At 69.7% G+C, this 23,934-nt stretch carries 24 protein-coding genes and 1 tRNA gene; 14 read left to right on the forward strand and 11 right to left on the reverse strand.

The genetic code is table 11. The features are described 5' to 3' along the window. Positions 1 to 4: 4 nt before the first annotated feature. From C5E06_RS04395 to C5E06_RS04420, 6 genes are all read left to right on the forward strand, one after another. A complete protein-coding gene (locus C5E06_RS04395) occupies positions 5 to 1,057 on the forward strand; it encodes an aldo/keto reductase (protein WP_104306107.1) in 1,053 nt (350 codons plus the stop codon). Continuing rightward, positions 1,050 to 1,586, forward strand: coding sequence for a heme-degrading domain-containing protein (locus C5E06_RS04400; protein ID WP_104306108.1), 537 nt, complete (start codon positions 1,050 to 1,052; stop codon positions 1,584 to 1,586). Before C5E06_RS04395 ends, C5E06_RS04400 begins: the two co-directional genes overlap by 8 nt. A gap of 130 nt (positions 1,587 to 1,716) precedes the next feature. Beyond that, the gene (locus tag C5E06_RS04405) at positions 1,717 to 2,835 is read left to right on the forward strand and encodes a GNAT family N-acetyltransferase (protein WP_104306109.1); all 1,119 of its coding nucleotides are present in this window, start codon (positions 1,717 to 1,719) and stop codon (positions 2,833 to 2,835) included. A 53-nt stretch (positions 2,836 to 2,888) separates the two neighbouring features. Then, on the forward strand, positions 2,889 to 4,412 hold the full coding sequence (gene gltX, locus C5E06_RS04410) for a glutamate--tRNA ligase (RefSeq protein ID WP_104306110.1): 1,524 nt from the start codon (positions 2,889 to 2,891) through the stop codon (positions 4,410 to 4,412). Between the two features lie 300 nt (positions 4,413 to 4,712). Continuing rightward, positions 4,713 to 5,798 (forward strand): NAD(P)/FAD-dependent oxidoreductase, encoded by a 1,086-nt coding sequence (locus tag C5E06_RS04415; protein ID WP_104306111.1) that lies wholly within the window; start codon positions 4,713 to 4,715, stop codon positions 5,796 to 5,798. Between the two features lie 95 nt (positions 5,799 to 5,893). Further along, positions 5,894 to 5,965: transfer RNA gene (locus tag C5E06_RS04420), tRNA-Gln, on the forward strand. Between the two features lie 191 nt (positions 5,966 to 6,156). On the opposite strand, the gene C5E06_RS04425 is transcribed toward C5E06_RS04420, so the two are convergent. Next, positions 6,157 to 7,311 carry a hypothetical protein gene (locus C5E06_RS04425; protein WP_146081301.1) on the reverse strand — a complete coding sequence of 385 codons (1,155 nt, stop codon included), beginning with the start codon at positions 7,309 to 7,311 and terminating at the stop codon, positions 6,157 to 6,159. Between the two features lie 177 nt (positions 7,312 to 7,488). On the opposite strand from C5E06_RS04425, the gene C5E06_RS04430 reads away from it, so the two are divergent. Next, the gene (locus C5E06_RS04430; RefSeq protein ID WP_104306113.1) at positions 7,489 to 8,700 is read left to right on the forward strand and encodes a carbamoyl-phosphate synthase large subunit; all 1,212 of its coding nucleotides are present in this window, start codon (positions 7,489 to 7,491) and stop codon (positions 8,698 to 8,700) included. A gap of 129 nt (positions 8,701 to 8,829) precedes the next feature. Here the strand turns inward: C5E06_RS04430 and C5E06_RS04435 are convergent, their stop codons facing one another. The 3 genes from C5E06_RS04435 to C5E06_RS04445 form a co-directional block, all read right to left on the reverse strand. Continuing rightward, positions 8,830 to 9,093 carry a hypothetical protein gene (locus C5E06_RS04435; RefSeq protein ID WP_104298365.1) on the reverse strand — a complete coding sequence of 88 codons (264 nt, stop codon included), beginning with the start codon at positions 9,091 to 9,093 and terminating at the stop codon, positions 8,830 to 8,832. Between the two features lie 79 nt (positions 9,094 to 9,172). Beyond that, on the reverse strand, positions 9,173 to 10,021 hold the full coding sequence (locus C5E06_RS04440; RefSeq protein ID WP_104306114.1) for a phosphatase PAP2 family protein: 849 nt from the start codon (positions 10,019 to 10,021) through the stop codon (positions 9,173 to 9,175). Positions 10,022 to 10,068: 47 nt separating this feature from the next. Continuing rightward, positions 10,069 to 11,151 (reverse strand): LppP/LprE family lipoprotein, encoded by a 1,083-nt coding sequence (locus C5E06_RS04445; RefSeq protein WP_146081302.1) that lies wholly within the window; start codon positions 11,149 to 11,151, stop codon positions 10,069 to 10,071. A 608-nt stretch (positions 11,152 to 11,759) separates the two neighbouring features. Between C5E06_RS04445 and C5E06_RS18915 the strand changes: the two genes are divergently transcribed. Then, positions 11,760 to 12,359 (forward strand): hypothetical protein, encoded by a 600-nt coding sequence (locus C5E06_RS18915; RefSeq protein ID WP_146081303.1) that lies wholly within the window; start codon positions 11,760 to 11,762, stop codon positions 12,357 to 12,359. A 135-nt stretch (positions 12,360 to 12,494) separates the two neighbouring features. Then, on the forward strand, positions 12,495 to 13,397 hold the full coding sequence (locus C5E06_RS04455) for a hypothetical protein (protein WP_104306117.1): 903 nt from the start codon (positions 12,495 to 12,497) through the stop codon (positions 13,395 to 13,397). A gap of 77 nt (positions 13,398 to 13,474) precedes the next feature. Here the strand turns inward: C5E06_RS04455 and C5E06_RS04460 are convergent, their stop codons facing one another. Further along, positions 13,475 to 13,930: a YbhB/YbcL family Raf kinase inhibitor-like protein gene (locus C5E06_RS04460; protein ID WP_104240484.1), complete on the reverse strand. Its 456-nt coding sequence runs from the start codon at positions 13,928 to 13,930 to the stop codon at positions 13,475 to 13,477. 197 nt (positions 13,931 to 14,127) lie between these two features. On the opposite strand from C5E06_RS04460, the gene C5E06_RS04465 reads away from it, so the two are divergent. Further along, the gene (locus C5E06_RS04465; RefSeq protein ID WP_104306118.1) at positions 14,128 to 16,143 is read left to right on the forward strand and encodes a BCCT family transporter; all 2,016 of its coding nucleotides are present in this window, start codon (positions 14,128 to 14,130) and stop codon (positions 16,141 to 16,143) included. Between the two features lie 93 nt (positions 16,144 to 16,236). Beyond that, positions 16,237 to 16,608: a RidA family protein gene (locus C5E06_RS04470; protein WP_104240486.1), complete on the forward strand. Its 372-nt coding sequence runs from the start codon at positions 16,237 to 16,239 to the stop codon at positions 16,606 to 16,608. A 69-nt stretch (positions 16,609 to 16,677) separates the two neighbouring features. Here C5E06_RS04470 and C5E06_RS04475 read toward each other — a convergent pair whose 3' ends face one another. The 5 genes from C5E06_RS04475 to C5E06_RS04495 form a co-directional block, all read right to left on the reverse strand. Further along, entirely contained in the window at positions 16,678 to 17,868 is a 1,191-nt protein-coding gene (locus C5E06_RS04475) for an alpha/beta fold hydrolase (protein ID WP_258067490.1), read from the reverse strand. A 65-nt stretch (positions 17,869 to 17,933) separates the two neighbouring features. Continuing rightward, positions 17,934 to 18,206 carry a hypothetical protein gene (locus C5E06_RS04480; protein WP_146080486.1) on the reverse strand — a complete coding sequence of 91 codons (273 nt, stop codon included), beginning with the start codon at positions 18,204 to 18,206 and terminating at the stop codon, positions 17,934 to 17,936. After that, positions 18,203 to 18,532: a hypothetical protein gene (locus C5E06_RS04485; protein WP_104306119.1), complete on the reverse strand. Its 330-nt coding sequence runs from the start codon at positions 18,530 to 18,532 to the stop codon at positions 18,203 to 18,205. Before C5E06_RS04485 ends, C5E06_RS04480 begins: the two co-directional genes overlap by 4 nt. Before the next feature lie 32 nt (positions 18,533 to 18,564). Beyond that, positions 18,565 to 19,344: an SDR family oxidoreductase gene (locus C5E06_RS04490; protein WP_104306120.1), complete on the reverse strand. Its 780-nt coding sequence runs from the start codon at positions 19,342 to 19,344 to the stop codon at positions 18,565 to 18,567. A gap of 48 nt (positions 19,345 to 19,392) precedes the next feature. Further along, a complete protein-coding gene (locus C5E06_RS04495; protein WP_104240490.1) occupies positions 19,393 to 19,656 on the reverse strand; it encodes a hypothetical protein in 264 nt (87 codons plus the stop codon). 270 nt (positions 19,657 to 19,926) lie between these two features. On the opposite strand from C5E06_RS04495, the gene C5E06_RS04500 reads away from it, so the two are divergent. Both C5E06_RS04500 and C5E06_RS04505 read left to right on the forward strand, forming a co-directional pair. Beyond that, positions 19,927 to 20,253: an ATP-dependent DNA ligase gene (locus tag C5E06_RS04500; RefSeq protein ID WP_104240491.1), complete on the forward strand. Its 327-nt coding sequence runs from the start codon at positions 19,927 to 19,929 to the stop codon at positions 20,251 to 20,253. Positions 20,254 to 20,281: 28 nt separating this feature from the next. Beyond that, positions 20,282 to 20,602, forward strand: coding sequence for a hypothetical protein (locus C5E06_RS04505; RefSeq protein ID WP_104306121.1), 321 nt, complete (start codon positions 20,282 to 20,284; stop codon positions 20,600 to 20,602). Between the two features lie 165 nt (positions 20,603 to 20,767). Here C5E06_RS04505 and C5E06_RS04510 read toward each other — a convergent pair whose 3' ends face one another. Continuing rightward, entirely contained in the window at positions 20,768 to 22,285 is a 1,518-nt protein-coding gene (locus tag C5E06_RS04510) for an aldehyde dehydrogenase (RefSeq protein WP_181062892.1), read from the reverse strand. 76 nt (positions 22,286 to 22,361) lie between these two features. Here C5E06_RS04510 and C5E06_RS04515 point away from each other — a divergent pair, with 76 nt between their 5' ends. Then, positions 22,362 to 23,189, forward strand: coding sequence for an SDR family NAD(P)-dependent oxidoreductase (locus tag C5E06_RS04515; RefSeq protein WP_104306123.1), 828 nt, complete (start codon positions 22,362 to 22,364; stop codon positions 23,187 to 23,189). Positions 23,190 to 23,934: the final 745 nt, after the last annotated feature.

Consider the following 23,934-nt stretch of genomic DNA (forward strand, 5'->3'; position numbering starts at 1 on the left):
TCCCATGACCGCCCAGCTCACCCCCCGCTACAGCCCAGCAGCCGGCCGCTACGAGCGGATGCAGTATCGCCGTGTCGGTCGCAGCGGACTGCAGCTGCCCGCGATCTCGTTCGGCACCTGGCACGGCTTCGGCGACGACACCCCCCTCGCGAAGCAGCGGGAGCTGCTGCGGCACGCGTTCGACCTCGGCATCATGCACTTCGACATCGCGAACGGCTACGGCCCGCCCTTCGGCTCGACCGAGGCGAACGTCGGCCGGATCCTGCGCGAGGACTTCGCTGGCCTGCGCGACGAGCTCGTGCTGTCGACGAAGGCCGGATACCCCGTGTTCCCAGGCCCGAACGGCTCGGGCGGCGGCCGCAAGCACCTGCTCGGGAGCGTCGAGAACAGCCTTCGCCTGCTCGGCACCGACTACGTCGACATCTTCTACAGCCACCGCTTCGACCCCGAGACGCCCCTCGAGGAGACGGCGGCCGCGCTCGATGCGATCGTGCGCAGCGGGAAGGCCCGCTACGTCGGCGTCTCCTCCTACTCCGCGGAGCGCACCGAGGAGGTCGCCAGCCTCCTGCGCGAGCTCGGCACGCCACTGCTCATCTCGCAGCCGTCGTACTCCCTCCTGAACCGCTGGATCGAGGACGGCGAGCCGTCGGTGCTCGAAGCCAACGCGACGGCCGGGGCTGGCGTCATCGCGTTCTCCGGCCTCGCCCAGGGGCTGCTGACGAACAAGTACCTCGGGGGAGTGCCGGAGGGGTCGCGGGCGACGCAGGGCAAGACGCTGCGCGACGGGATGCTCAGCGACGAGAACCTCGAGCGGGTGCGCGCCCTCAACGCGATCGCGGAGCGTCGCGGGCAGACGCTCGCGCAGCTCGCGATCGCCTGGGTGCTGCGCGACGAGCGGATCACGTCCGCCCTCATCGGGGCGTCCCGCACCTCGCAGCTCGACGACCTCGTCAGGTGCCTCGACGCGGCGCCGTTGACCGACGCCGAGCTCGCAGAGATCGACACCTACGCCGTCGACGGCGGCATCAACATCTGGACGGCGTCGTCGGATGCCTGACGCGCCAGCGCAGGAGCGGGTGCAGGAGCAGGCGGGCGACACCGCGGCCGTCGCCGCCGCCGACGCCCTCGCGGATCTCGCGCGCATCCGCGCCGAAGAAGCCGAGCTCGTCTTCACCAGGTTCTCGCGCGATGATGCGTGGCGGCTCGGCTCCCGGATGCGCGAGGCGGCGGCGGCTCGTTCGCTGCCCGTGGTCATCGGCATCGTCGTCGGACAGCAGCGGGTCTTCCACGCCGCACTCGACGGCGCTGTGCCGGACAACGACGCGTGGCTCGAGCGGAAGACACGCGCGGTGCTGCACTTCGAGCAGTCATCGCTCGGCGTCGGTGCGCTGTTCCGCTCGCTGGGGCGCGTCTACGAGCAGGAGTCGCGACTCGACCCCGACGAGGTCGCCGCGAACGGCGGCGTGTTCCCCGTTCGCATCGACGGGGTCGGTGTCGTCGGCGCGGTCGGCATCTCGGGGCTGCCGCAGGTCGAGGACCATGCGTTTGTCGTCGAGCAGCTGCGGGAGTTCCTGGCCGAGGCGTAGCGCACGCTCACCTGCCGCACCCGCCGCGCGCATCCGCCGCCACGCCGGGTGCTTGAGGCGGCGGCGTCGCGGTCGATACCCTGGTCGGCTGCGACGCCGCAGCTTCATCGCACCAACAGGAAGCACTTCGATGTCGCCCGACACCACCGTTCCCGACTCCGCCGCCCCGGCTGGCTTCAGCGCGGAGCCCCTGCGCATCCCGTCTTCGCTCGACGATGTCGCGGCAGTGGCGTTCCACGAGATGACGGCCCTGCGCAACGCCGTCACGAGGAATACGTACCGCAACGACGACTTCGTGCTGCCCGCGGAGGTGCTGCTGCCGGGGTACGAGCCGAGCGAGTACGAGCGTCGGGACGGCCGCCTCATCCGCGAGCACGGTCGGCTCGTGGGGCGTGTGCTCTTCGACTTCCCGCTCACCGAAGACGTCGAGATGGCGAAGATGATGCTCGAGATCCACCCGGATGCGCGGGGCCGCGGCTTCGGGGCAGCCGCGTACGAGGTCGGGGAGCTGGCGGTGCGAGACGCGGGTCGCTCGGAGATCCGCACGTGGGTGGTGCACCGAGAGGTGGCTGGGCCGCGCATCCCGTCGCCGAGCGGTGTCGGGGACATCCCGGCACTGGACCCTGCCGCGCAGATGCTGCTGCGACGAGGGTTCGAGCTCGGTCAGGTCGAGCGCATGAGCGTGCTCGAGCTGGGCGCCGAGCACGACGACGCCCTGCGCGCGCTGCGCGACGGTGCCAGGGAGGCCGCGGGCGCCGAGTATCGCTGCGTGTCGTGGTCGTACCCGACGCCGGACGAGTTCATCGACGGCTACGCGGCGCTGAAGGCGCGCATGAGCACGGACGCCCCGCAGGGTGACCTCGCCGAAGACGAGCAGGAGTGGGACGCGAGGCGCGTTCGCGAGGAGCTCGAGGCGACGGCGATCGCCCGCGGCGACAGCGTGCTCGTGGGGGCAATCCAGCACGTTCCGACCGGGGAGCTCGTGGCCTTCAGCGAGCTGCAGCGGATGGACGACGGCACGAGGCGAGCCGACCAGGAGGACACGCTCGTGCTGCGCGAGCATCGCGGCAACCGGCTCGGGATGCTCGTGAAGGCGGAGAACCTGCTCGCCTGGAGGGCGATGCACCCCGACGTCGAGCGGGTCTACACGTACAACGCCGAGGAGAACCGCCCGATGCTGAACGTCAACGAGGCGCTCGGCTTCCGACCCTTCGTCAGCGAGGGCGCCTGGCGGAAGGTGCTCGTCTGAGTCGAGCCGCGCCCACTCGGTGACCCGCGCCGCCCCGGTAGGCTGGGGGTCTCATGACTGCATCCTCTTCTTCGCTTGTGACCACCGCTACGGGCAGCGATGTCCGTGTCCGCTTCTGCCCTTCGCCGACGGGGACCCCGCACGTCGGGCTCATCCGCACCGCCCTCTTCAACTGGGCCTACGCGAAGCACACCGGGGGCACGTTCGTGTTCCGCATCGAGGACACGGATGCTGAGCGCGACTCCGAGGAGAGCTACCAGCAGATCATCGACGGGCTCGGCTGGCTCGGGCTCGGCTGGGACGAGGGCGTGAACGTCGGCGGGCCGCACGAGCCGTACCGTCAGTCGCAGCGCACCGACATCTACCTCGACGTCATCCAGAAGCTCCGCGACGCCGGCCACCTGTACGAGTCGTTCGCGACGGGTGAGGAGATCGAGGCGCGCAACGTGACCGCCGGTCGCGACCCGAAGATGGGGTACGACAACTACGAGCGCGACCTGTCGGCCGACGAGATCGCGCGCCTCAAGGCTGAGGGCCGCGAGCCGGCGCTGCGCCTTCGAGTGCCGGACACCGACCTCTCGTTCGACGACCTCGTGCGCGGCGAGATCACCTTCAAGGCCGGGTCGTTCCCCGACTTCGTGCTCGTGCGACCCAACGGCAAGCCGCTCTACACGCTCGTGAACCCCGTCGACGACGCCCTCATGGGCATCACGCACGTGCTCCGCGGCGAGGACCTGCTCTCCTCGACGCCCCGCCAGATCGCGCTCTACCACGCGCTCATCGACGTGGGAGTCGCCGAGTTCATCCCGCGCTTCGGGCACCTGCCGTACGTCATGGGCGAGGGCAACAAGAAGCTCTCCAAGCGCGACCCCGAGTCGAACCTCTTCCACCACCGCGACCGCGGATTCCTGCCGGAGGGGCTCCTCAACTACCTGTCCCTGCTCGGCTGGTCGATCGCCGCGGACCGCGACGTGTTCACGATGGACGAGATGGTCGTCGCGTTCGACGTCGAGGACGTCAACCCGAACCCCGCGCGCTTCGACCTCACCAAGGCCGAGGCCATCAACGGCGAGCACATGCGGCTCCTGGGTGCCGACGACTTCGCGCAGCGCCTCGTCGCGCCGCTGCAGCTCGGCGGCGTGCTCCCGCTCGAGCCGACGGATGCGCAGCTCGCGCTCCTCGGGCGTGCGGCGCCGCACGTCCAGGAGCGCATGCAGCTCCTCGGCGAGGCTCCCGAGATGCTCGGGTTCCTCTTCGTCGATGCCGCTGATCTCGTGGTCGAGGACACGGCCGTCGGCTCCCTCAAGGGTGACGTGACGGGTGTGCTCGACGCCTCCATCGCTGCCCTCGACGCGCTCGAGGCGCCAGAGGCATGGACCACCGAGAACATCGAGGCCGCCCTCCGTGGAGCCCTCATCGAGGGGCTCGGCCTCAAGCCGCGCGTCGCGTTCGGCCCGATCCGCGTGGCCGTCTCCGGCCGCAAGGTCTCCCCGCCGCTCTTCGAGTCGCTGGAGCTGCTGGGCCGCGAGCAGTCGCTCGCTCGCATGCGCTCGCTCGTCTCGCGCCTCGCCGCGTAGCCGCGCCGCGTCCGCTCCGCGGCGCCGCCGCTCGGTTCGGCAGCTCGGCTCGCCTCCGCGCTTCGTCTCGGGATGGGGAGCGCGCTTCCGGATGGGTTCTTTCCCATCCGGAAGCGCGCTCCCCATCCCGAGACTCGTTTGTGGGGGAGTGGGCTCGCTCGCGGGGGAGTTGGCACGCTCGCGGGGCTCGCGGGGATGCTCGGCGACTCGCGCCGCCCTCGCACGTCGCGACGGGTGAGGCTAACCTAAGAGGATGCCCGCTGTCCTGAGCTGGTGGGCGCGAGACTCCGGGAGGACCGCATGACCGAGGCGCTGGGCACGCACTATGACGTCGTCGTCATCGGGGGTGGCCCTGCCGGGCTGCAGGCCGCGCTGATCCTCGCGCGGCACCGCTACTCGACCCTGGTGCTCGACGGCAACCGGCCCCGCCACTCGGCGACGCTGGAAGCCCACGGGTTCCTGACCCGCGACCACACTCCTCCGAACGAGCTGCGCAGGCTCGGCCGCGAAGACGTGGAGGCCTACGAGGATGCCGAGATCCAGTTCGCCCAGGTCACGCGCGTCCGGGCGCTCACCGAGGAGGAGGTCGTCGGCGCGGAGGTGTCGCAGGGGCCGGCATTCGAGGGCTCGTTCGGCTTCGTCGCCGGTGGGGTGGCGGGCGCTGGGGGTCAGCCGATGACCGCCGACCCACGTGAGATCGCGTCGCGTCGCCGCGACGGCGTGCGGGTTCCGTACCGCTTCGCGGTCGAGGCGAAGGGCGTGCGCGGCACGCCCGCACGAGCCGTGTTCGCACGTTCGGTCGTCTTCGCGACGGGCCTCACCGAGGTGCTGCCCGCCCTGCCCATGCTGCGCGCGTTCTACGGCACGAGCATCCACAGCTGCGTCGAGTGCGACGGATGGACGCAGCGCGACCGCCGAGTCTCGGTCATCGCGGCACCCGGCGTCACCGACCTGTACGAGCGGGCGGTGCAGCTCACACGCTTCACCGGAGCGCTCACGGTCTTCGCGGCCGAGGGGCAGCTCGCCGAGCTGCAGGAGTTCGATCTCGTCGAACGCGGCGTGGTCGTCGAGACGCGTGACGTCGTCGACGTCGAGGGCGGACCGGGTGGCGTGACGGGCGTTGCGCTCGCCGACGGCGACGTCGTGACGGCCGAGGCCGTGTTCGTGCGGCCCGATTACGTCGCGAAGCTCGACTTCGCGAGCGAGCTCGGCATCGAGTTCGACGGCTTCGGCCTCGTGGCGGCGGATGCCCAGGGCCGCACGAGCGTGCCCGGCATCTACGCGACTGGCGAGCTGACGGGCCCGGGGCCGCAGATGCTCATCGTCGCCGCGGGCAACGGGGCACAGACCGGCATGGCGGTCGACCGGGACCTGCTGGGCCTCTGAGTCGAGGGCGCGACGGGCGCGACCCGGTCGTTCGACGCGCTGATTTGTCCAGCCTCCGGGAGTGCGCTATGCTCTCTGAGGCGCTTCGGTGCCAGTGGGGTATGGTGTAATTGGCAACACGGAGGTTTCTGGTACCTTTGTTCTTGGTTCGAGTCCAGGTACCCCAGCAAATGTGAACACCACAGATGTGAACATGACGAAAAGGCCCCGCTGAGCGGGGCCTTTCGTGTATCTCCTCGGCACGCGCTGTATGTCTTCGGCCACGCGCTGCAGCTCTTCAGCCACGCGGTAGAGCCCAGCCGGCAAGCGCAGCCCAGCCCAGCCCAGCCCAGCGCCGCCCAGCAGCGCCGCCCGGACGCTATCCCGAGACGCTGCCGGCCGGCACCAATGCCTCGGCGCCCGCATCGGCACTCGCACCCGCTCCCGTATCTGCGCCTGCGCCCGCACCTGCGTGCGCATCCGCGTCCGCCTCGTCCAGCGGCTCGGCCGCGGGTATCAGGCGCGCGTAGTCGCCGAATGCGTCGATCTTTGCGCCCTGCTCGTGGAGGAACGCCGTGAGCCGCTCGATCTGCTCGACCTCGAGCGGGCGGCGTCTGGCGCGTTCGCGCCGCGTGAGGAGGTCCAGGAACTGCGCCTCGTCGGCGACGACGGCCGTTCGGTCGGCTGATGGCGTGAGCGTCGCGGCATCGGTGTAGACGGTCGCGGTGGCGTTCGAGTAGAAGACGCAGGTGTCGACGGCGATGGACTCGCCGAGGGTCTGTTCGCTCAGACCCGCGAGGTGCGTCGCATGGGCGAGCGCCTGGCTGCGCGGTGCTGACTGCCCGAGGTGCGTCAGCACCCGGAGGGAGCTCTCCGCGGCGCCGCCGTGCGGGGCGGTGCTGTCTGGGGTGGTGGCGGCGCCGCTCGTGATCTGCAGGGCGAACGGCGGACGCAGCGCCACATCGTCGACGAGGTTGCCGAAGGCCGGCTGCGCCTCGCTGGGCCGGACCCCGTCGAAGATGACGCCGTCCCAGGTCCTGTGGTCGATGAGGAGGGCGCCCGCGTCGGTGAGCAGCACGTGGTCGAGCTGGATGACATGGCGGTTGGTGCTCATGCCCTCCTGGACGAGGATGAACGTGCGGGTCGCGAGCACGCCGTTCAGCCCGAGTGTCTCGCTGGCCCGCAGGATCGCCTCCCGGGACACGAGTTCTGTCTCGATCGAACGCCTGGCGCGTTCCTTGAGGAAGTCGACGAGCATCCGCCGGTCTTGGAACGCGGCCTCGTGCTGGAGTGCGAGGCGCTCAAGGCGCGCCTCAGCATCTTCCTGCAGCTCCTGCTTCTGCTGCCGGAGCTCCGCGTGGGCGCGCTCGGCCTCGGCGGTGAGCGCCTGCCGCTCGGCCTCGGCGGCGTTCTGCCGCTCGTCGAGCGTCGCCCGCCAGCGCCTGTTCGCGCGCATCCGGACCACGAGCGCGATGATGACTGCAACCGTCGCCCCGAGCACAAAGCTCAGCGCAACCCACCCCTGAATCTCCATCCGCCCAGTACAGCACCGGCCACCGACATCGCCGGGAGTGGCGACCGGCACGTCGGCCCGCAATGCCGAAACGGGGAGTTCGACGGGGAGTTTGCCCGCGAATCCCCGGGGCGAGGCGGCGAGGAGCACTTCACTAGGCTGGCGTGACCCCGATCTCCCCCTTCGAGAGGATCTACCGTGCGAGTACTTGTCACCAGTTCCCGGAACACGTTTGCGCTCGACATCATCCGCAAGCTCGGCAGCACGGGCCACACGGTGTTCGCGAGCGACACGTACGAGGGGGCCATCGGCAGCCATTCGAGGTACCTCGCGGGGCATTTCGTGACGAACTCGCCGCGCGCCAAGACGGACGAGTTCATCGCCGACGTCGCGAAGATCGCGGCAGAGCAGCACATCGACGTCGTCATCCCGACGTTCGAGGAAGCCTTCTACCTCGCAGCCCGCGGCCACGAGCTCCCGGACGGCACGAGCGTGTTCACGGGCGGATTCGAGCAGCTCGCGCGCCTGCACGACAAGGCCAGCTTCAAGCGGCTCGCGCAGGAAGCAGGCGTGCCGGTGCCCGAGACGATCGTCGCGACGAGCCACGAGGAACTGCTCGCGGCCATCGACACGTACCCGAAGTTCTTCGCTCGCGCCGCGTTCTCGCGTGGCGGCGTCGGGCTCCTCACCAACACGGGTCCGCTCGCGGGCAAGATGTCGGTCGACGAGGCCGCGCCGACGCCCGACCAGCCGTGGCTCGTGCAGCCCTTCGTGGACGGCCCCATGATCTGCACGTACAGCATCGTCGTCGACGGCCGTGTCACGGCGCACTGCACGTACCGCGCACCCGAGCAGTGGGCGCACAGCACGGGCATCTCGTTCCTCGCGATCGACAGCACGGAGACGCTCGACTACACGCAGCGGCTCGTCGACACCCTCGACCCGAACTACACGGGCCAGCTGTCGTTCGACTTCGTCGACAACGATGGCGGGCTCTTCGCGATCGAATGCAACCCGCGCCCCACCAGCGGTGTCATCCTGCTCGAAGCCGACGAGGTCTCGGCCGCCTTCCAGGGCACGAACTCCGAGCCGTTCGTCGTGGCGCCTGGCGTCGAACGTCAGGTGAAGCTGGCGGTGCTGGCGGATGCGTTCGCCGAGCCCATCAAGCACCTCCCGAAGTCGCTCCACGACCTGCTGCACGTGCGCGACATCGGTGCGGGCTGGCACGACGAGCTCGCGATGCTGTGGAGCCCCGCGACGATCGTGCACGGTGCGCAGCTCACCCACGGTGAGCGCAAGGAGCTGCTCGCCGCGCTCGGCGATGACATCGTCTGGAACGGGGAGCCGATCGACGGGATGCTCCCCGAGGATCTCGTCGCGCTCGAGGCCGTGCACGAGCAGCGCGTTTGAGCACCGTTTGAACCCTGCTCAACCCCGCTGAGCTCGGCTGAGCACAGCTGAACCCCGCCGAGCGAGCCTCCGCCCCGCATCCATCATGGATGCGGGGCGGAGTCGTTCGAGATCTGCTGGAGTCGCAGCTCAGGCGATCGCGCGGTAGTGGAAGTAGTACCCGTTGTCGGTGAAGCCACCCTGCTGCGGGTAGTACGTGCATCCCTGGCTGATCTTCGTCCAGGAGGAGATGTACGTGACCTTGGCCGCCTCGCACTCGCTCACCGTCGAGAACGGCCCGACGCTCATGTTGGCGGTGGCTGCCTGCGCGGCGGTCGCCCCGCCGAACATGAGGCCGCCCGCGACGACGGCACCGGCGATGACAGTGGACACTCGCTTCTTGAAATGAACCATGTCCCGACCCTAGGCACGGGGCTTGAGTGGAGCCTCCGTCATGCTGGGACACCCGTGCGAAGGGGTTGCGGAGACGTCGTCACTGTGGATCGTTCGCCGGGTCGAGCGCCGCGCGCCGCTCGTGACGATGCTCGCGGATCGACAGGTACACGCGGTGCGCGAAGATCACGAACGCGAGCCAGGCCGCGCCGAGCACCCAGCCGGCGAGCACATCCGTGAACCAGTGGTGCCCGAGGTACACCCGCGAGATCCCGACCGTGATCGCGAAGACCACGGCGCCGAGCGCGATCAGCACCCGTGCGCGCTTGGTCTGTCTGCGCAGGATGAGCAGGTACGCGATGACCCCGACGACTGCCACCGCGTTGAGGGTGTGCCCGCTGGGGAACGACGCCGAGTGCTCGTACGGCGGCACGGCTTCCGCCTGGTCCGGGCGGACCCGGCCGATGAGGTTCTTCCCCGCGACCGTCATGAGCAGCGACCCGCCGCCCGCGGCGACGATGAGGATCACGGGTGTCCAGGAGCGGCGCCGGATGGAGAGGATGAGGAGCGCGGCGACGGCGATGATGGGCATGCCGATCTGCCCGGCGATGTCGGTGTACGCCGTGATGAGCATGTCGGCGAGCGGCGCTCGCAGGGTGATGGCGTAGTCGAGGAGGGGCTGGTCGAGGCCGGCAACGCCGTCGCTGTCGGTCACGTTCTCGTAGATCTCGGCCGCGAGGGCGCTGAGCCCGACCACGATCGCGAGTCCGATCACGAGCAGCAGGATGAGTGCGCTGTTGGGGCCGACCTTGTCGCCGACGACCCGAACGCTCTGCTCGACGGCGCGTCCAGCCTTCGACCGGGGTGGCCTCGGGGCGCGATTGTCGATGGTGGTGTCCTGGGCGAGCTCGCCTCTGACTCCCTGGGTGTCATCGTGGGGGTGGGTCACCGCACCAACTCTAGGCGGGGCGGCTGAAGCTGAGCAGGGCCGGTCGGTCACATGGGCGGGAGCTCGCCGGTCCGCGTGATCGACGCGCTCGCCTCGTCCCAGGCATACACGGAGGTTGCCGTCTTCGCTGGCCCGGCGATGTCCTCGCCCTGCCACATGTAGGTCACGGAGATCTCGCCGTCGGAGATGCGCTGCACGGACTCGACCGCGTAGTCACCGGTCGTCGGAGGCACGAACACGCCGTCGTGGAAGAGCAGCAGTGGCGTCACCGAGAACCGCGTGCAGCAGGACTCCGGCCGCAACTGCACCCAGGAGAGATCCGCGCAGTCGTCGTAGCCACTCGTGTCACTGAACTGCCCCGTGAGGTCCCACGGCATGCTTCCTTCGGCCTCCGGCGCCCATTTGGCGAGAGCCGCGCTGCCCGTCAGTCCCGAGCACTGACCGGTATCGGACGCTTCGGCATCGCCGTCTTCCGGGGCGCTGTCGGCGAGCGCCGGGTTTGCTCGGAGGAGCCCGTCGATGGCGGCCTGCACGTAGTCTCGCTGGCCCGCGCGGTCGAAGATCACCGTCCAGGTGTCCCCGAGGAAGATGTGGGTGGCCTGCGTGTTCGCCATCGCGAGGCTTGGCGCCTGGATGACGTACGTGAACGTGGCCGCGTCGCCGACGGACGCCTCCGTTGCGTCCGGGTCGTCGCGGAGCGCGTCGATGAGGGGACCCTGCTGGGCGGCGTCGAGTTCTGAGACGTACTGCGTCACCATGCCCTCCATGTGCACGGGCCACTGGCAGCCCCGCGTCTGCGCCGCCGCGTCCATCGCCGCCTGCGCATTCGTGCCGGCGAGTTCGTCGAAGGTCGTGCGGTCGGTTTCACCGGCCGGCACGCTGAAGACCTCGGGGCCGTAGTCGAGGTACTGCTGCAGGGCAGTCGCGTTCATGTCGTCACAGGTCGGGAGACTGATGGGCGCCGGAGTGGCGATCGGCATCGATGTCGCCGGCGGGTCCTGCGTGGTCTCGGACGGCGCGGAGCTCGGACCGCCAGGCGTGCTCGTGCTCGCGCATCCGGTGAGCACGAGCAGCCCGCTCATCCCCAGCACGAACGCCTTCGCCGTGTCCATTCGATTGCGCTTGCCCAAGAGATCCTCCGCCTTCCGATGAGGTGCAGACAGGCGCGACGGCGCGTGTCGTTCCCTCTCACGGTAGGAGCCGTCTTCACCGGTTCTGCCGTGGTCTGGCGTTTTCGCACAAGGCTGAACAGTCGAACGGGCTTCCGTGTAGGTTTGCACCGGCGAGATACGTGAGAGAGCCCTTCCTCCTGAATGCGCGGGCTGAGCTCTGGGGAGACGAAGGAGCGGTGGTGCCGAACTCTCCGACTTCGCTCGGTCCCGATTCCTTCGACAGGATCGCGTTCGATCTTCGCGAGCTGCGGGAAGCCTCCGGGGCGGTCTCCTATGCCGAGCTCGTGCGTCGAATCACCGACCTCCGGTTGGGCAGAGGCGTGCATGCGGCGGCGGCGATCCCTGCGCGATCGACGGTATACAACGCTTTCCGGGCGGGTCGAACGAGGCTGGACACCGAGCTGCTCCGAGACATCGTGACCGCGCTCGGCGCAGACGAGCGTGAGGCGGATTTGTGGGTGCGGCGATGCCGTGACGCGCGACGGATAGCACAGGACCAAGCCCTTCGGGAGCAGTCGAGGGAAGTCACGCCCGCTGCGCGACCTGCGCCAGCTGCTGGGGAGCCGATGGCCCCTGTCGGGAGCTCCACACCGGCCACGTGGGCCGTCGTGCTGCTGCTCCTGGTGTGCGTGGGGATCAACCTGCTCGGCCTCTTCACCGCCAACGTCTTCAGGCTCTCCGCGTACCTCGACATGGTGGGCACCGCCGTGGCGGCCCTGGCCCTCGGACCGTGGCACGGCGTCATCGTCGCGGTTGCCTCCAGCTCGCTCGGGTTCGTGGTCGGAGATCCTGAGACGCTCTCGTTCCTCCCGGTGAACATCGTGGGGGCGCTCGTCTGGGGCTACGGGGTTCGCCGATTCGGGATGGGCTCCGGGCTGGTCCGCTTCCTTGCCCTCAACCTCATCGCGGCTCTTGCCTGCGCGCTCGTCGCCGCCCCGGTCGTCGCGACGCTCTTCGACGCAGAGGGTGGGCACGCGTCGAAGGTGTCCGTGCTCTCGCTGGAAGCCATGAGCGTTCCCTTCATGGCGGCGGTCTTCTCGGCGAACATCGTCACCTCGGTCATGGACAAGCTGCTCACGGGGTGTGTTGCCCTCGGTATCTTCGCGGTCCTCCGCGGCCGGTTCGGTCTCTCTGGCGAGCATCTTCCCCTCGTCACCAAGCTCTGAGGGCGCTCACACCCGCTGGAGTCCGGTGGCACCGCCCCCTCAGTGACGCGACGGCCGCCCTCGAGCCCCGTTTTCGCACAGTTCTGAACGGCGAATCGGACCGACACTCGGGGGCGCGTCGGTAGCTTCTGAGACATGTCCCGCCATGCCTCCCGCCGCGCCGCCCTGGCCGTCGCCCTGCTCCTCGTGATCGGCATCTCCGCCTGTGCGGTCGCGGAGGAACCCGCACCGGAGGCTGCAGCATCGACATCGGCGACGCCCACGGGAGCGAGCGGACTGCCGTCAGCCCCGCCGACGCCCGAGGCCTCGTCACTCGGCGGCTTCGTGGCAGGGTTCGACTGGCCATCGGGGATGACGCTTCCCGTACCAGACGGCCTGCGCTTCGACCGGGCCGAGAATGCGTTCGCCTGCGATGGACGGCTTCTGCACGTGCTCGCGTGGAGTCCCACGGCCACCGACGAGACCGTTGCCGACTACCTCGAAAGCGTCCTCGCTGAGTTCGCCGTAGCCGGGGACGCGCAGTCGAATGGCGGTGACGGGCCGATCTGGGACGCGGATGGGGAGTTCGCGGAAGAGGGGCGCATGCAGAACGCCCCGAGCGCGGCCGACGCGACGAAGATCGTGAGCTGGGAGCCTCTCGAGCCCGGCGGGTACCGACTCATGCTCCAAGAGGAGACGAGCCCCGGTACCGTCACGGCGACACGGACAACACCGTCCGAGACCTGGGTTGGCTTCCCGTTCCCGAGCGATGTGCAGTTCGAGGACTGCATCCTCCGGGAGGAGCTCGGCGAATCGAGCGACTCCAGCGTCGGGACTTCCACCAGCTCGTGGACGATGCGAGTCCCCGTCGCTGGCCAGATGCAGGTGCAGGCTTGGATGACCGCTTTGGCTGCGGAAGGCTGGACGGCCGAGGGCTCTGAGAGCCGTTCTCGGCCCGGGCTGCCGGACGTCATCCTGTCATCGAGCGAGTACACGGCTCAGTACTCGGTCGGCGCTGAGTACATCACGCTCTTCGTGGGCACTCGAGTTCACTGGTAGCGACGACATGCTCTGCCCGCGCCCAAGCACTGGAGGGCGAAGCGATGTGCCCCGCCCTCCGATCGCGTGACCGTGCCCTAGTTCGAGTAGAGGCCCACGACTCGGTTCTGCTCGAGGATGGCGTGCGCGTAGCCGTCGAGGAACTCCTCTCGTGAGGGGGTTCCCTCGACGTGGTGGTCGAGCGCGTAGACGGTGAAGAAGTAGTGGTGGTCGCCGTGGCCAGCTGGCGGCTTCGGCCCCATGTACTCGGCCTTCCCTGCGGTGTTCTCGGCGACGCGTGCATGGTCGGCGCCCGCGTCGATCACGCCGTCCTGGGCGGGGAGCCCGTAGACGACCCAGTGGGTGAAGCCGAGGGGGAGCGGTGCATCCGGGTCGTGGACGATGAGGGCGAGCTCGACGGCTTCCGCGGGCACTCCGGTGATCTCGAGGCGCGGGGCGGCATTGCCTCCATCGGCCGCGAACTGGTCGGCGAGGCGAGTGCCAGCCTCGAAGTCGGGGCTGGTGATCTTGAGGTCGGCGATGTTGAGCGACATGGAGATTCCTTCGCGTTCGGGGGCGATGGCGGATGCGCACCAGCCTCCAAGTGTGTCCGAGCAGTCTCCGAGATTCCTCGGCGAACGGGGCCGCTTCCGGCTGCGCTGGCCCCTCGCGGAAGTGGGTCCGACGCCCCGTTCGGGTAACGTTGCACCCCGTTTGCCTTCCCCCAAGAGAAACGGATGATCCCAACGCCATGAGCTCACAGGACACACCACCCTCCTTGATCGGACCGCAGCGCAAGCCGGTGACACGCATCATCCGGGAGGTGATCGACCCGGATCCGGTGCATCCGGCCCTCGTTCCCGGCATCGGCGTCGAGCAGACCGGCCGCTCGTTCCGCACGAACTGGTCGGTGTTCGGCATCGCCGGTGCTGGCGTCATCGCGGTCATCGCCTGGGCGCTCGTCTCACCCGACAGCCTCTCGGCGGTCGGCACGGCCTCGCTCGACTGGGTGACGGGCAGCTTCGGCTGGCTGTTCTCGGTGCTCACGATCGCCGTCGCCGTCTTCATGCTCGTCGTCGGCTACGGGCGAACGGGCGGGGTGAGGCTCGGCGCGGACGACGAGAAGCCCGAGTTCTCGATGGTGTCGTGGATCGCGATGCTCTTCTCGGCGGGCATCGGCATCGGCCTCCTCTTCTACGGACCCATGGAGCCGCTCACCTACTTCCTCGCACCACCGCACGGCTTCGACGCGGAGTCGGGCACCGTGGATGCGATGCACACGGCGCTCGCGCAGACGGTGCTGCACTGGGGGCCCATGGCGTGGGCGTACTACGCGCTCGTCGGCGGGGCTATCGCGTACGCCTCCTACCGCCGTGGCCGCGCGCCGCTCATCTCTGCGCTGTTCGAGTCGGTGTTCTCGCAGCGCACGCAGGGCTGGTTCGGGCCCATCATCGACGTGTTCGCGATCCTCGTGACCCTCTTCGGCACGGCCGTCTCGCTGGGCATCGGGGCGCTGCAGATCGCGTCGGGCGTGCAGGTCGTCACCGGCATCGGCGAGCTCGGCAACGGCTTCCTCATCGCGACGATCGCGGTGCTTACGGCCCTCTTTATCCTGTCGGCCGTCTCGGGCGTCAAGCGGGGCATCCGCATGCTGTCGCACGTGAACATGGTGGTCGCGGGCCTCCTCGGAGTGTTCATCTTCATCGCCGGACCCACGCTGCTGCTCCTGAACCTCATCCCGGCCTCCGGTGTCGCGTTCTTCGGTGAGCTCGGCACGATGCTCATGCGCAACACGGAGATGGACGGGGACACCGAGGCGTTCATGCAGGCCTGGACGACCTACTACTGGGCCTGGTGGGTGTCGTGGACGCCGTTCGTGGGGCTGTTCATCGCGAAGATCTCCCGCGGCCGCACCCTCCGCCAGTACGTGACGGTCGTCATCGTGGTGCCGTCGATCATCTGCATGCTGTGGTTCGGCGTCGTGGGTGGCACGAGCATGTGGATGGAGTCGCAGGGGGTGCCGATCAGCGAGGCTGGCGCCCCGGAGCTCATGCTGTTCGCGCTCTTGCAGGAGCTGCCGTTCGGACTCATCACGAGTCTCGTCGCGCTCGTCTCCATCGTGATCTTCTTCGTCACGTCGGCCGATTCGGCGTCGATGGTGATGGGGTCGATGAGCCAGCAGGGCAAGCCGGTCCCGTCGCGTTGGGTCACGATCTTCTGGGGCCTCATGCTCGGCCTCATCGCGGCGTCGCTGCTGCTCGCCGGCGGACGGGATGCGCTCTCCGGGCTGCAGGCGATCATGGTCGTCACGGCGCTGCCGTTCGCGTTCGTCGTCATGGGCATCATGTGGGCGTGGGCGAAGGACCTGCGCATGGACCCGTACATGATGCGCCGCCGCTACGCGAGGGAGGCGATCGACGAGGGTGTGCGCGCCGGTATCGCCGAGCACGGGGACGACTTCGTGTTCGGGGCGAGCGTCGTCGAGGCGGAGCATGGGGCTGGCGCCTGGCTGGATTCCGAGGACCCGGCGCTCACCGAGTGGTACACGGACGCGACGACGGGCATGCTCGACGTCGTGAAGGGCGAGGAGGCGTCGACGGACGGCGAGACGTCGACGGTGTCCCCCGAGTCGGGGGAGCAGGCCGAGTCGGGGGAGCAGGCGCGGATCGAGGCGCCGGCTTCCCGCGAGGCGCTCGAGTCGGGCGGCGCCGAGCCACACGCCGGGGGCCACGGCGCCGACGGCGACCGGGACCGTGTCGGCGTCTGACGCGACGGCCTCCGAGGTCTCCGCCGTCGTGGCATGCTCTGAGCTGACATTCCCTGCCAGGACTCAGCGCCTGCCTCACGAAGGAGCCCTCTCATGACCGAACGCACGAACATCTCCTCCGGTTCGCCCTACGAGGCGACGGTCGGCTACTCACGGGCCGTGAAGGTCGGCAGCCACGTCTTCGTGGCGGGCACGACGGCGCCGGGTGTCGACGCTGAGGAGCAGGCGAGGGAGATCTTCGAGCGCATCGGCGCCGCGCTCGAGCAGGCCGGCGCCAGCCTGGCGGACGTCGTGCGCACTCGAGTGTTCCTCGTCGATATCGAGCGCGACTTCGAGTCCGTCGGTGCCGTGCACGGCGAGGTCTTCGGCGAGATCCGCCCGGCGTGCGCGTTCATCGGCACCGCTGGCCTTGTCGCGAAGGACCTCCTGCTCGAGGTCGAGGTCGACGCGATCATCAGCGAGTAGCTGCTGCCTGCGCGGGGTCGAGCCCGGCCCCGCGCACCAGCGCCTGTCAGGGCCTAGGAACCCAGGGTCCTAGGGCCTCACGGTGCTCTCGATGAGGGTCGCGGCGCCGAGCAGCTCCGGGATGCGCGCGGCGAGCCCCCGGCGCGGGAGTCGGTCGAGCGCGGCGGATGCTGCGGGCAGCGAGTGCTCGCGCCCGCGGACGAGTGCTCGGATGGCGTTGAGCAGGACCAGCGGGTGGGACTCGAGGGCCGAGTGGCCGTTCTCGATGTGCACGAGCACCGCATCCTGAGCCGTGGCGGCGACCGCCCGTGCGATGGGCGGCGGGGTGCGCAGGTCGCGCGTGCCGACGAGCAGCACGAGCGGCCACGGGAACTTCGGCGTCTCCTCGGCGAGGTCGAAGGGTTCGCCCGCGAAGGCGGGGAAGAGGTCGGCGATCTCCGAGTAGGTGAGCGCGGGGTCGAGGGGCAGCCCGTCGGGGTGGCCGCCGTAGCCGAGCTCCCGGAAGCCGATGACGCCGGACAGGTCGAACTCGTAGATGCCGGGGAAGCGGGCGATGGAGCGGTCGCGGGTCGCGTACTGCTGCAGGGCGCTCCAGGCTGCGGTGTGCGCGTGGTTCGCGCGCTGCCGGAGCACGGGGACCAGGAGCTCGTCGCCGCCCAGCTCGTAGGCGGCGCGGGCCACGTCGAGCAGGATGCGCGAGTCGACGCCCTTGTCGATGAGCGCGTGCGTCGCCTCTGCGGCTGCGGTGTCGGCGTGCCAGAACAGTTCGCGCACCGTGTGCCGCTCCAGGTTCAGGGACTCGGCGGACTGCAGGGCGGAGTCGAGCAGCATGCCGGCGACGCGGTCCGGGTGCCTGGCACCGAACGCTGACGCGAGGTATGTGCCGTAGGAGGCGCCGACGATGTGCGCCCGCGCGATGCCCTCCCGATCGAGCACGGCCGCGATGTCGTCGATCACCTCGATGATGTTCATCGCGGAGCTCGGCAGGTCGCGCCCGCCCAGGTCGGTGCGGGAGAAGCCGATGCCTCGGTGCTCGACCATGATGACGTCGAGGCCGCCCTGCGCGGCGCGCCTCCGGAAGCCGAGGTATGGGAGCAGCGAGCCGAGGCCGGGCCCGCCCGGGATCACGACGACCGGGGTCGACCCCCGCGGTCCACCTCGCGCGTAGGCCAGGTCGAACTCGGGCGTGGTGTCCGTGGCAGGGCGGCGCAGGTGACGCGCGTGCCGGTCGGCGAGCTGCGGGGGGATCTGCGGGGCCACGCGCTCAAGCTAGCAGGGGAGGGCGCGACCGGTCTGGGGGCAGATCTGGGGGCACGGGCGTTGCTTCAGCGACGTGGCTGAGATCTGCGGCGTCGCGCGAGAATCCACCCGACGGCGATGGTCGCGATCACGGCGGCGAGCCACAGCCATCCGTTGGTCTGGTTGCCCGCGAAGCCGAGCTGCGAGACCTCGCAGGAGGTGTGCGCCGGGTCGAGGGCGTCGAGGCAGGTCGTCGACGTGTACACGGGTGCCAGTGCGAGCGAGATGAGGATCGCGGTCACGGCCGTCCACAGCCAGATCCGGGACGTGGAGGGTGGGCGCAGGAAAGGTGGCGTCACGAGGCCCGCCCCTCGGGTGCGATCGCTGAGCCGGGTTGCGGTGGCGTCGCACGCTGCGCTCGAATGAAGCGCAGGACGACGATGACGATGATGGGCACCCCGATAGTCGCACCGAGCGCGTTGAACCAGAGCGAGAAGGCGGTGGGGATTCCGGCGGGCGAGTGCCGCAGGTCGAGGCAGGTCTCCGGCGCGCCGACGAGCTGGGCGCAGTGCTCCTCCAGCGCGACCGGGAGGAACAGCCACGTCGCCAGCCCCACTCCGAGCAGGATGATGACGGTCAGGAGCGTCCAGAAGCGAACCGGTCGGCGTCGCTGGTCGGCAGTCATGCGTCATGTCTACCGGATCGAGCCGCCCGCACCTATCCGACCGTGAACCCGCCGTTGCTGGACAGTACCTGCCCGTTGATCCAGGCTCCCTGCGGTGAGAGCAGGAACCGCACGAGGTTCGCGGTGTCCTCCGCCGTCCCGAGGCGACCGGCGGGCGTCGCCTCCCGGCACCCGGCGCGGGTCGCGTCGTCCATCCACCCCGTGTCGATCGGGCCGGGGTTGATGACGTTCGCGCGAACGCCCCTGTCGGCGAGCTCCGCGGCTGCCGCCGTGACGATGCGATCGAGCGCGCCCTTACTGGCGCCGTACGGCAGGTTCCCGACGGTGTGGTCGCTCGTGAGGGCGACGATGCTCGCGCGAGCATCGCCCGTTGGTCCGGTCGCGGGCAGCTGCTCGGCGAACGCCTTGATGAGCAGCCATGTCGCTCGCGCGTTGACGGCGAAGTGGCGGTCCCAGCTGTCGAGGCTCGTCGTGAGGATGGAGCTGTCGACGGATTCGGCGTGCGACATGACGAGCCCCGAGATTGTGCCGAGGCTCTGCGCCCTGCCGATGAGCATGGCCGGAACCGCCGGGTCGCTCAGGTCGCCCTCGACGAGTTCCACGGATGCGCCGAGCTCGCGGCATTCCTGCGCCACTGACCGCGGGTCGTCACCGGACCGCTCGAGACCGAGCCGGTCATCGTAGGCCTGCCAGTGGTTGAGCGCGAGGTGCCAGCCATCTCGAGCCAGACCGATCGCCAGCGCGGCTCCGATGGAGCGGCGGCGGCCGACGCCGGTGACGAGGGCGACCCTGGGCTCTCCTGTGATGCTCATGCACCCACGGTACGAGGTGCGGGCCACGAGGAGCGCGGCATGCGTCCGCTATCGCTGCGCCGCCTCCACGTCGACGAAGGCGATGTCCGGCACGAAGCCGGCCTCGTCAGCCACGACCTCCCCGGGGACGGGCTCGATCCACACCGCCGACTCGGGCAGCACAAGCGCTGCCGTGCCCGCCGCCGTCGGGTGGGGAAGCTCGACGAAGCCGCCACCGGCGCTGGCAGCGCCGAGCAGACTCGAGCGCAGACCCTCGATCGCGTTCTCGCCGACGACGAAGTCGCGGCCGTTGATGTGCACGAGATAGTCCATGGGCTCCTCTTGGTGAACGAGCTGATGCGGGAATGGGTGGGCCCTCACCCAACTCCCGATGCGATCCCCGGGCAACCGCATTGACAGGCCGTGCCCCATCCGATAACGGCGGGCTGTGAGATCAGGTGATCACATAGGCAATGCGCCGCTCGCGTGCAACACTCAAAGAACAATCGGTACTCCCTGCCCCTCCTTCGCTTGTTCGGGGCGCACACCGAGCGGTCGAGACGGATCCGTCGCCTTGGTTTCTCACAACCCAGAGGTGACCCCATGGGATTCATGTACTACGGCAGTCAAGGGCACGAGCTGGAGATCGACGACCGCCCGCTCCTGCATCTCAAAGTCGCACTCCTCAGCATGCTCCGGGCGGGCCACAGCGTCGCCTTCTCCATGTCGCGCCCCGCGAATCAGGGCAGCGGTCGGGAGACGCTCTGGATAAGCCCAACGACCGACCTTCGGTTCCGTTTCATCGGCGGACGCCTCCCCGCGATCAACGACGACTGGGTGCGCGCCATCATCGCCTCCGCCAACTCGCCGACCGGGATGCGCATCTGCCAGGAGCCTGCACCCGCCAGGGCGACGTCGCTGGCGGTGTGACCTCGCGGGACGCTCTAGGCTCGGTGCTGTGAATGCGAGCGCGAACGAAGCAGGCCAGCAGTCGGAGCGCATGCTTCGCGTCCGCGAGGCATACCTCCGCACGCGAGAGTTGAGGTCGCGGCTCGCGGCCCTCCGCAGTGAGGACCTGCAGCTGCCCGACTCCCTGTCCTTGTCGCTCTCGGAGCGCGCAGAGCGGCAGGCCGCCGACCGTGAGCGCCTCGAAGCGGAGCGCGCGACGAAGCTCGAGCTCGACGCCGCCGAGCGTGCGCTCAGCGACGCGGAAGCCGCAGTGCAGGAGTCGCTCAGCGGCAACGGCGACGACTGGATGCGCGGGACCGGTACGCGCTGAGCGGCACCGACTGGGCGGCACGCTTCGGGGGCTCCTCCTCGCTGTGCTCGGCGAACCCGCATCGTGCTCGGCAGATTCGCGCTGTGCTGGGCGAACCCGCATCGTGCTCGGCAGGGCGGCGCCGCGCTCGAGGAGTACGCGCCGTTCCCCGCGGGCCCGTGCCGTTCAGGATCCCGGGTACCGGTTCGCGGCCATCACCGCTCCGACCCGTGCCGTCGCCGGATAGTTGATGCTGTGGCTCTGCACGTACTCGGAGAGGCCGAGCTCCCCGAACTCTCGCCCGTGGCCGCTGACCCCGCGCCCACCCATCGGGGCTCGGAGGGATACTCCGGCACGGTTGGCGCAGTTGATGAACGTGAACCCCGCTCTGAGTCGGCGCGCGACGGCCTGCGCTCGCGGAATGTCGACGCTCCACACCGACGAGGCAAGCCCGTGCTCGACCCCGTTCGCTCGCTCGATGGCCTCGTCGACGGTGTCGTAGGCGAGGATCGGGAGGAGCGGCCCGAACTGCTCCTCGCGGACGAGCTCGTCCGTGTCGCGCAGGCCCGTGACGATCGCGGGCCGAACCCAATGGCCGCCGGGGGTGATGGACTCGTCGAGCGTGCCGATCTCGGTGACGGTCCCGCCCGCATCCGCTGACCGCTCGCGGAGGGCTTCGAGGCGTGCGCGCGCGTCGCCGCTGATGACGGGGCCGATCGTCACGCCCTCGACCCTCGGGTCTCCGACCCGCAGGACTCGCTCGGCGGCGGCCACGAGGTCGGCGACGAAGGCGTCGTGGCGCTCGCGGGGAACGTAGACGCGCTTGATGGCCATGCACACCTGCCCGCTCGTCAGCATGGCACCGAACACGACCCGCTCGGCGAGCTCCGGGCCCCAGTCGGCGTCGTCGAGGAGGATCGCCGCGTCGTTGCCGCCGAGCTCCATGACGGTGGGGCGGATGGTGCGGGCGGCGGCTGCTCCGATGGCTCGGGCCGCGGCGGGGCCGCCCGTGAAGGAGATGAGGTCGACGTCGGGGCTCTCGACGAGTGCGCTTCCCGTCTCGCCTTCGCCGTTGACGAGGTTCAGGACACCGGCGGGCAGTCTGGCGGCGATCGCGGAGTAGAACGCGGTGACGGCGAGGGGCGCGAGCGGTGAGGGCTTGAGCACCATGGTGTTGCCGGTCATGAGCGCCGGGATGACCTTGAGCGCGGCGAGGATGACGGGCGCGTTCCACGGGGTGATGGCGGCGACGACGCCCATGGGTTCGACGACGCGCAGCAGGGTTCCCTCGGCATCGTCGGTGAGCTGCTCGGCGCAGACCGCGTCGAGGTGCTCGGCGCAGAACTTCGCGAGTCGCCGGGCGAACTGGAACTCGCCGTGCGCGTCCTGTGCGGGCTTGCCCATCTCGCTCGCGATGAGGTGCCCGGAGTGGTCGGGGTTCGCCGCGGCGTCCTCGATCGCGTCCGAGAGCTGTCGCGCGCGGTCGGCTGCCGGGACCGCCGCCCAGAGCGGAGCGGTGGTCCGGGCCGCGGCAAGCGCATCCCGCACCTGCTCGGGGCTCGCGTTCGCGACGGAACCGACGACGGTGTGCCCGTCGATGGGGCTGACCACTGCGAGCGACGCGGGCGAGGCCACTCGGCGGCCGTTGATGAAGGAGTCGAGATGCATGGTGTCCATGATCGATGCCCGATGCGAAGATCGCATGCAATCCATGTTGCAATCATGTGAAAAGTGCCGCTAATCGCCTCTAATGGGTCATGATTGCACGCAATCTAGCTGCATGGATGCACACACCACCTCTCCGAGAGTCGCCATCGTCACTGGAGGGTCCCGCGGTCTCGGCCGCGTCATGGCCCTTGCTCTGCGAGCGGCGGGCTACGCCGTCACGATCACCGCGAGCGGGGCATCTGCCGCCCTTGACGAGGTCGTCGCGGAGGTCGCCGAGCTGCCGGGCGGTGCTGAACTGCTGCTGCCGATGGTCGCGGACGTGAGCGACCCGAAGCGAGCGCAGGAGGTCGTCGACGCCACCGTCCAGCGATTCGGGGGTGTGCACGCCCTCGTCAATAACGCGGGACGCGGCATGCGCCTCGTCAGCGAAACGTTCACGACCGACCCGGTGCACTTCTGGGATGTGCCTGCCGCGACGTGGTCGCAGATCATCGACACCAACGTCAACGGTCCGTTCATCATGTCGCAGGCCGTGATGCCGTTCTTCCTCGCGCAGCGGGAAGGGCGGATCGTCAACGTCTCGACGAGCGCGCAGACCATGATCAGGCCCGGCTACGCACCGTACGGGCCGTCGAAGGCGGCGCTCGAGGCGATGACGCGCTCGTGGGCCACCGACCTGGCCGGCAGCGGGGTGACCGTCAACCTGCTGCTGCCGGGTGGCGCCGCCGACACGGAGCTGCTGCCCTCGGGCCCCGACAGGAAGGGGGCGGATGGCAACCTGCTGGCCCCCGACGTCATGGCGGCGCCGGCTGTCTGGCTGTGCTCGCCCGACAGCGCGCTCGTCTCCGGGGCGCGTGTCATCGCGAAGCTGTGGGATCCGTCGCTTCCGGACGCGGAGGCGTTCACCGCGGCGAGCGCCCCGCACGTCGTCGCTGGCTGAGCCGCGCCCGCGCCACCCGCCTCCGTCCGGCGCTGAGAGTTGTGGCGAAGTGCGGTTGGGAGGGATCCCGACGGCACTTCGCCACAACCTTGGGCAGGGGCAGGGGCTGCAGCGGCGCGTGCGGAGGGGCAGCGGTGTCGTGGGCGGCGTCTTTGGGGCTGGCTGGTGGCGAGAATTGCGGCGAAGATCCGGGCTCGCGCCGGGGCCCCGCGCCCCGGCTTCCGCTTCCGCTTCCGCTTCCGCATCCGCATCCAGAGGCTCGCGCCCCGTACTGAGAGTTGTGGCGAAGTGCGGTCGGGAGGGATTCCGACGGCAGTTCGCCACAACCTTGTGAAGAGGTGCCGGTGACGGACGGTGACGGTGGGGCCAGTGTCGGCCCTGCGCTAGTTGTGCGCGGACCGGTGCGGGCGACGTGCGGCTTGCGTCCGGGGCTGTGTCCGGCGCCGAGAGTTGTGGCGAAGTGCGGTCGGGAGGGATCCCGACGGCACTTTGCCACAACCTTGGGCAGGGGCAGGGGCTGCAGGGGCGCGTGCGAAGGGGCAGGGGTTGCAGTGTGGTTGGCGGCGTCTCTGGGGCTGGCTGGTGGCGAGATGTGCGGCGGAGCCTCGGGCCCGCGCCGGGGCCCCGCGCCCCGGCGTTCGCATCCAGAGCATCGTGCCCGGCGCCGAGAGTTGTGGCGAAGTGCGGTTGGGAGGGATCCCGGCGGCACTTTGCCACAACCTTGGGCAGGGGCAGGGGCTGGGGC

This window comes from Pseudoclavibacter sp. RFBI5 (genome assembly GCF_002931395.1).
Taxonomy (GTDB): domain Bacteria; phylum Actinomycetota; class Actinomycetes; order Actinomycetales; family Microbacteriaceae; genus Pseudoclavibacter.

Bases quoted from the DNA above. Each gene is read 5' to 3' on its own strand.
- C5E06_RS04395 (WP_104306107.1), top strand. From the start codon at position 5: ATGACCGCCCAGCTCACCCCCCGCTACAGCCCAGCAGCCGGCCGCTAC.
- C5E06_RS04400 (WP_104306108.1), top strand. From the start codon at position 1,050: ATGCCTGACGCGCCAGCGCAGGAGCGGGTGCAGGAGCAGGCGGGCGAC.
- C5E06_RS04405 (WP_104306109.1), top strand. From the start codon at position 1,717: ATGTCGCCCGACACCACCGTTCCCGACTCCGCCGCCCCGGCTGGCTTC.
- gltX (WP_104306110.1), top strand. From the start codon at position 2,889: ATGACTGCATCCTCTTCTTCGCTTGTGACCACCGCTACGGGCAGCGAT.
- C5E06_RS04415 (WP_104306111.1), top strand. From the start codon at position 4,713: ATGACCGAGGCGCTGGGCACGCACTATGACGTCGTCGTCATCGGGGGT.
- C5E06_RS04425 (WP_146081301.1), bottom strand. From the start codon at position 7,311: ATGGAGATTCAGGGGTGGGTTGCGCTGAGCTTTGTGCTCGGGGCGACG.
- C5E06_RS04435 (WP_104298365.1), bottom strand. From the start codon at position 9,093: ATGGTTCATTTCAAGAAGCGAGTGTCCACTGTCATCGCCGGTGCCGTC.
- C5E06_RS18915 (WP_146081303.1), top strand. From the start codon at position 11,760: ATGGCCCCTGTCGGGAGCTCCACACCGGCCACGTGGGCCGTCGTGCTG.
- C5E06_RS04455 (WP_104306117.1), top strand. From the start codon at position 12,495: ATGTCCCGCCATGCCTCCCGCCGCGCCGCCCTGGCCGTCGCCCTGCTC.
- C5E06_RS04460 (WP_104240484.1), bottom strand. From the start codon at position 13,930: ATGTCGCTCAACATCGCCGACCTCAAGATCACCAGCCCCGACTTCGAG.
- C5E06_RS04465 (WP_104306118.1), top strand. From the start codon at position 14,128: ATGAGCTCACAGGACACACCACCCTCCTTGATCGGACCGCAGCGCAAG.
- C5E06_RS04470 (WP_104240486.1), top strand. From the start codon at position 16,237: ATGACCGAACGCACGAACATCTCCTCCGGTTCGCCCTACGAGGCGACG.
- C5E06_RS04485 (WP_104306119.1), bottom strand. From the start codon at position 18,532: ATGACTGCCGACCAGCGACGCCGACCGGTTCGCTTCTGGACGCTCCTG.
- C5E06_RS04490 (WP_104306120.1), bottom strand. From the start codon at position 19,344: ATGAGCATCACAGGAGAGCCCAGGGTCGCCCTCGTCACCGGCGTCGGC.
- C5E06_RS04495 (WP_104240490.1), bottom strand. From the start codon at position 19,656: ATGGACTATCTCGTGCACATCAACGGCCGCGACTTCGTCGTCGGCGAG.
- C5E06_RS04500 (WP_104240491.1), top strand. From the start codon at position 19,927: ATGGGATTCATGTACTACGGCAGTCAAGGGCACGAGCTGGAGATCGAC.
- C5E06_RS04510 (WP_181062892.1), bottom strand. From the start codon at position 22,285: ATGCGATCTTCGCATCGGGCATCGATCATGGACACCATGCATCTCGAC.
- C5E06_RS04515 (WP_104306123.1), top strand. From the start codon at position 22,362: ATGGATGCACACACCACCTCTCCGAGAGTCGCCATCGTCACTGGAGGG.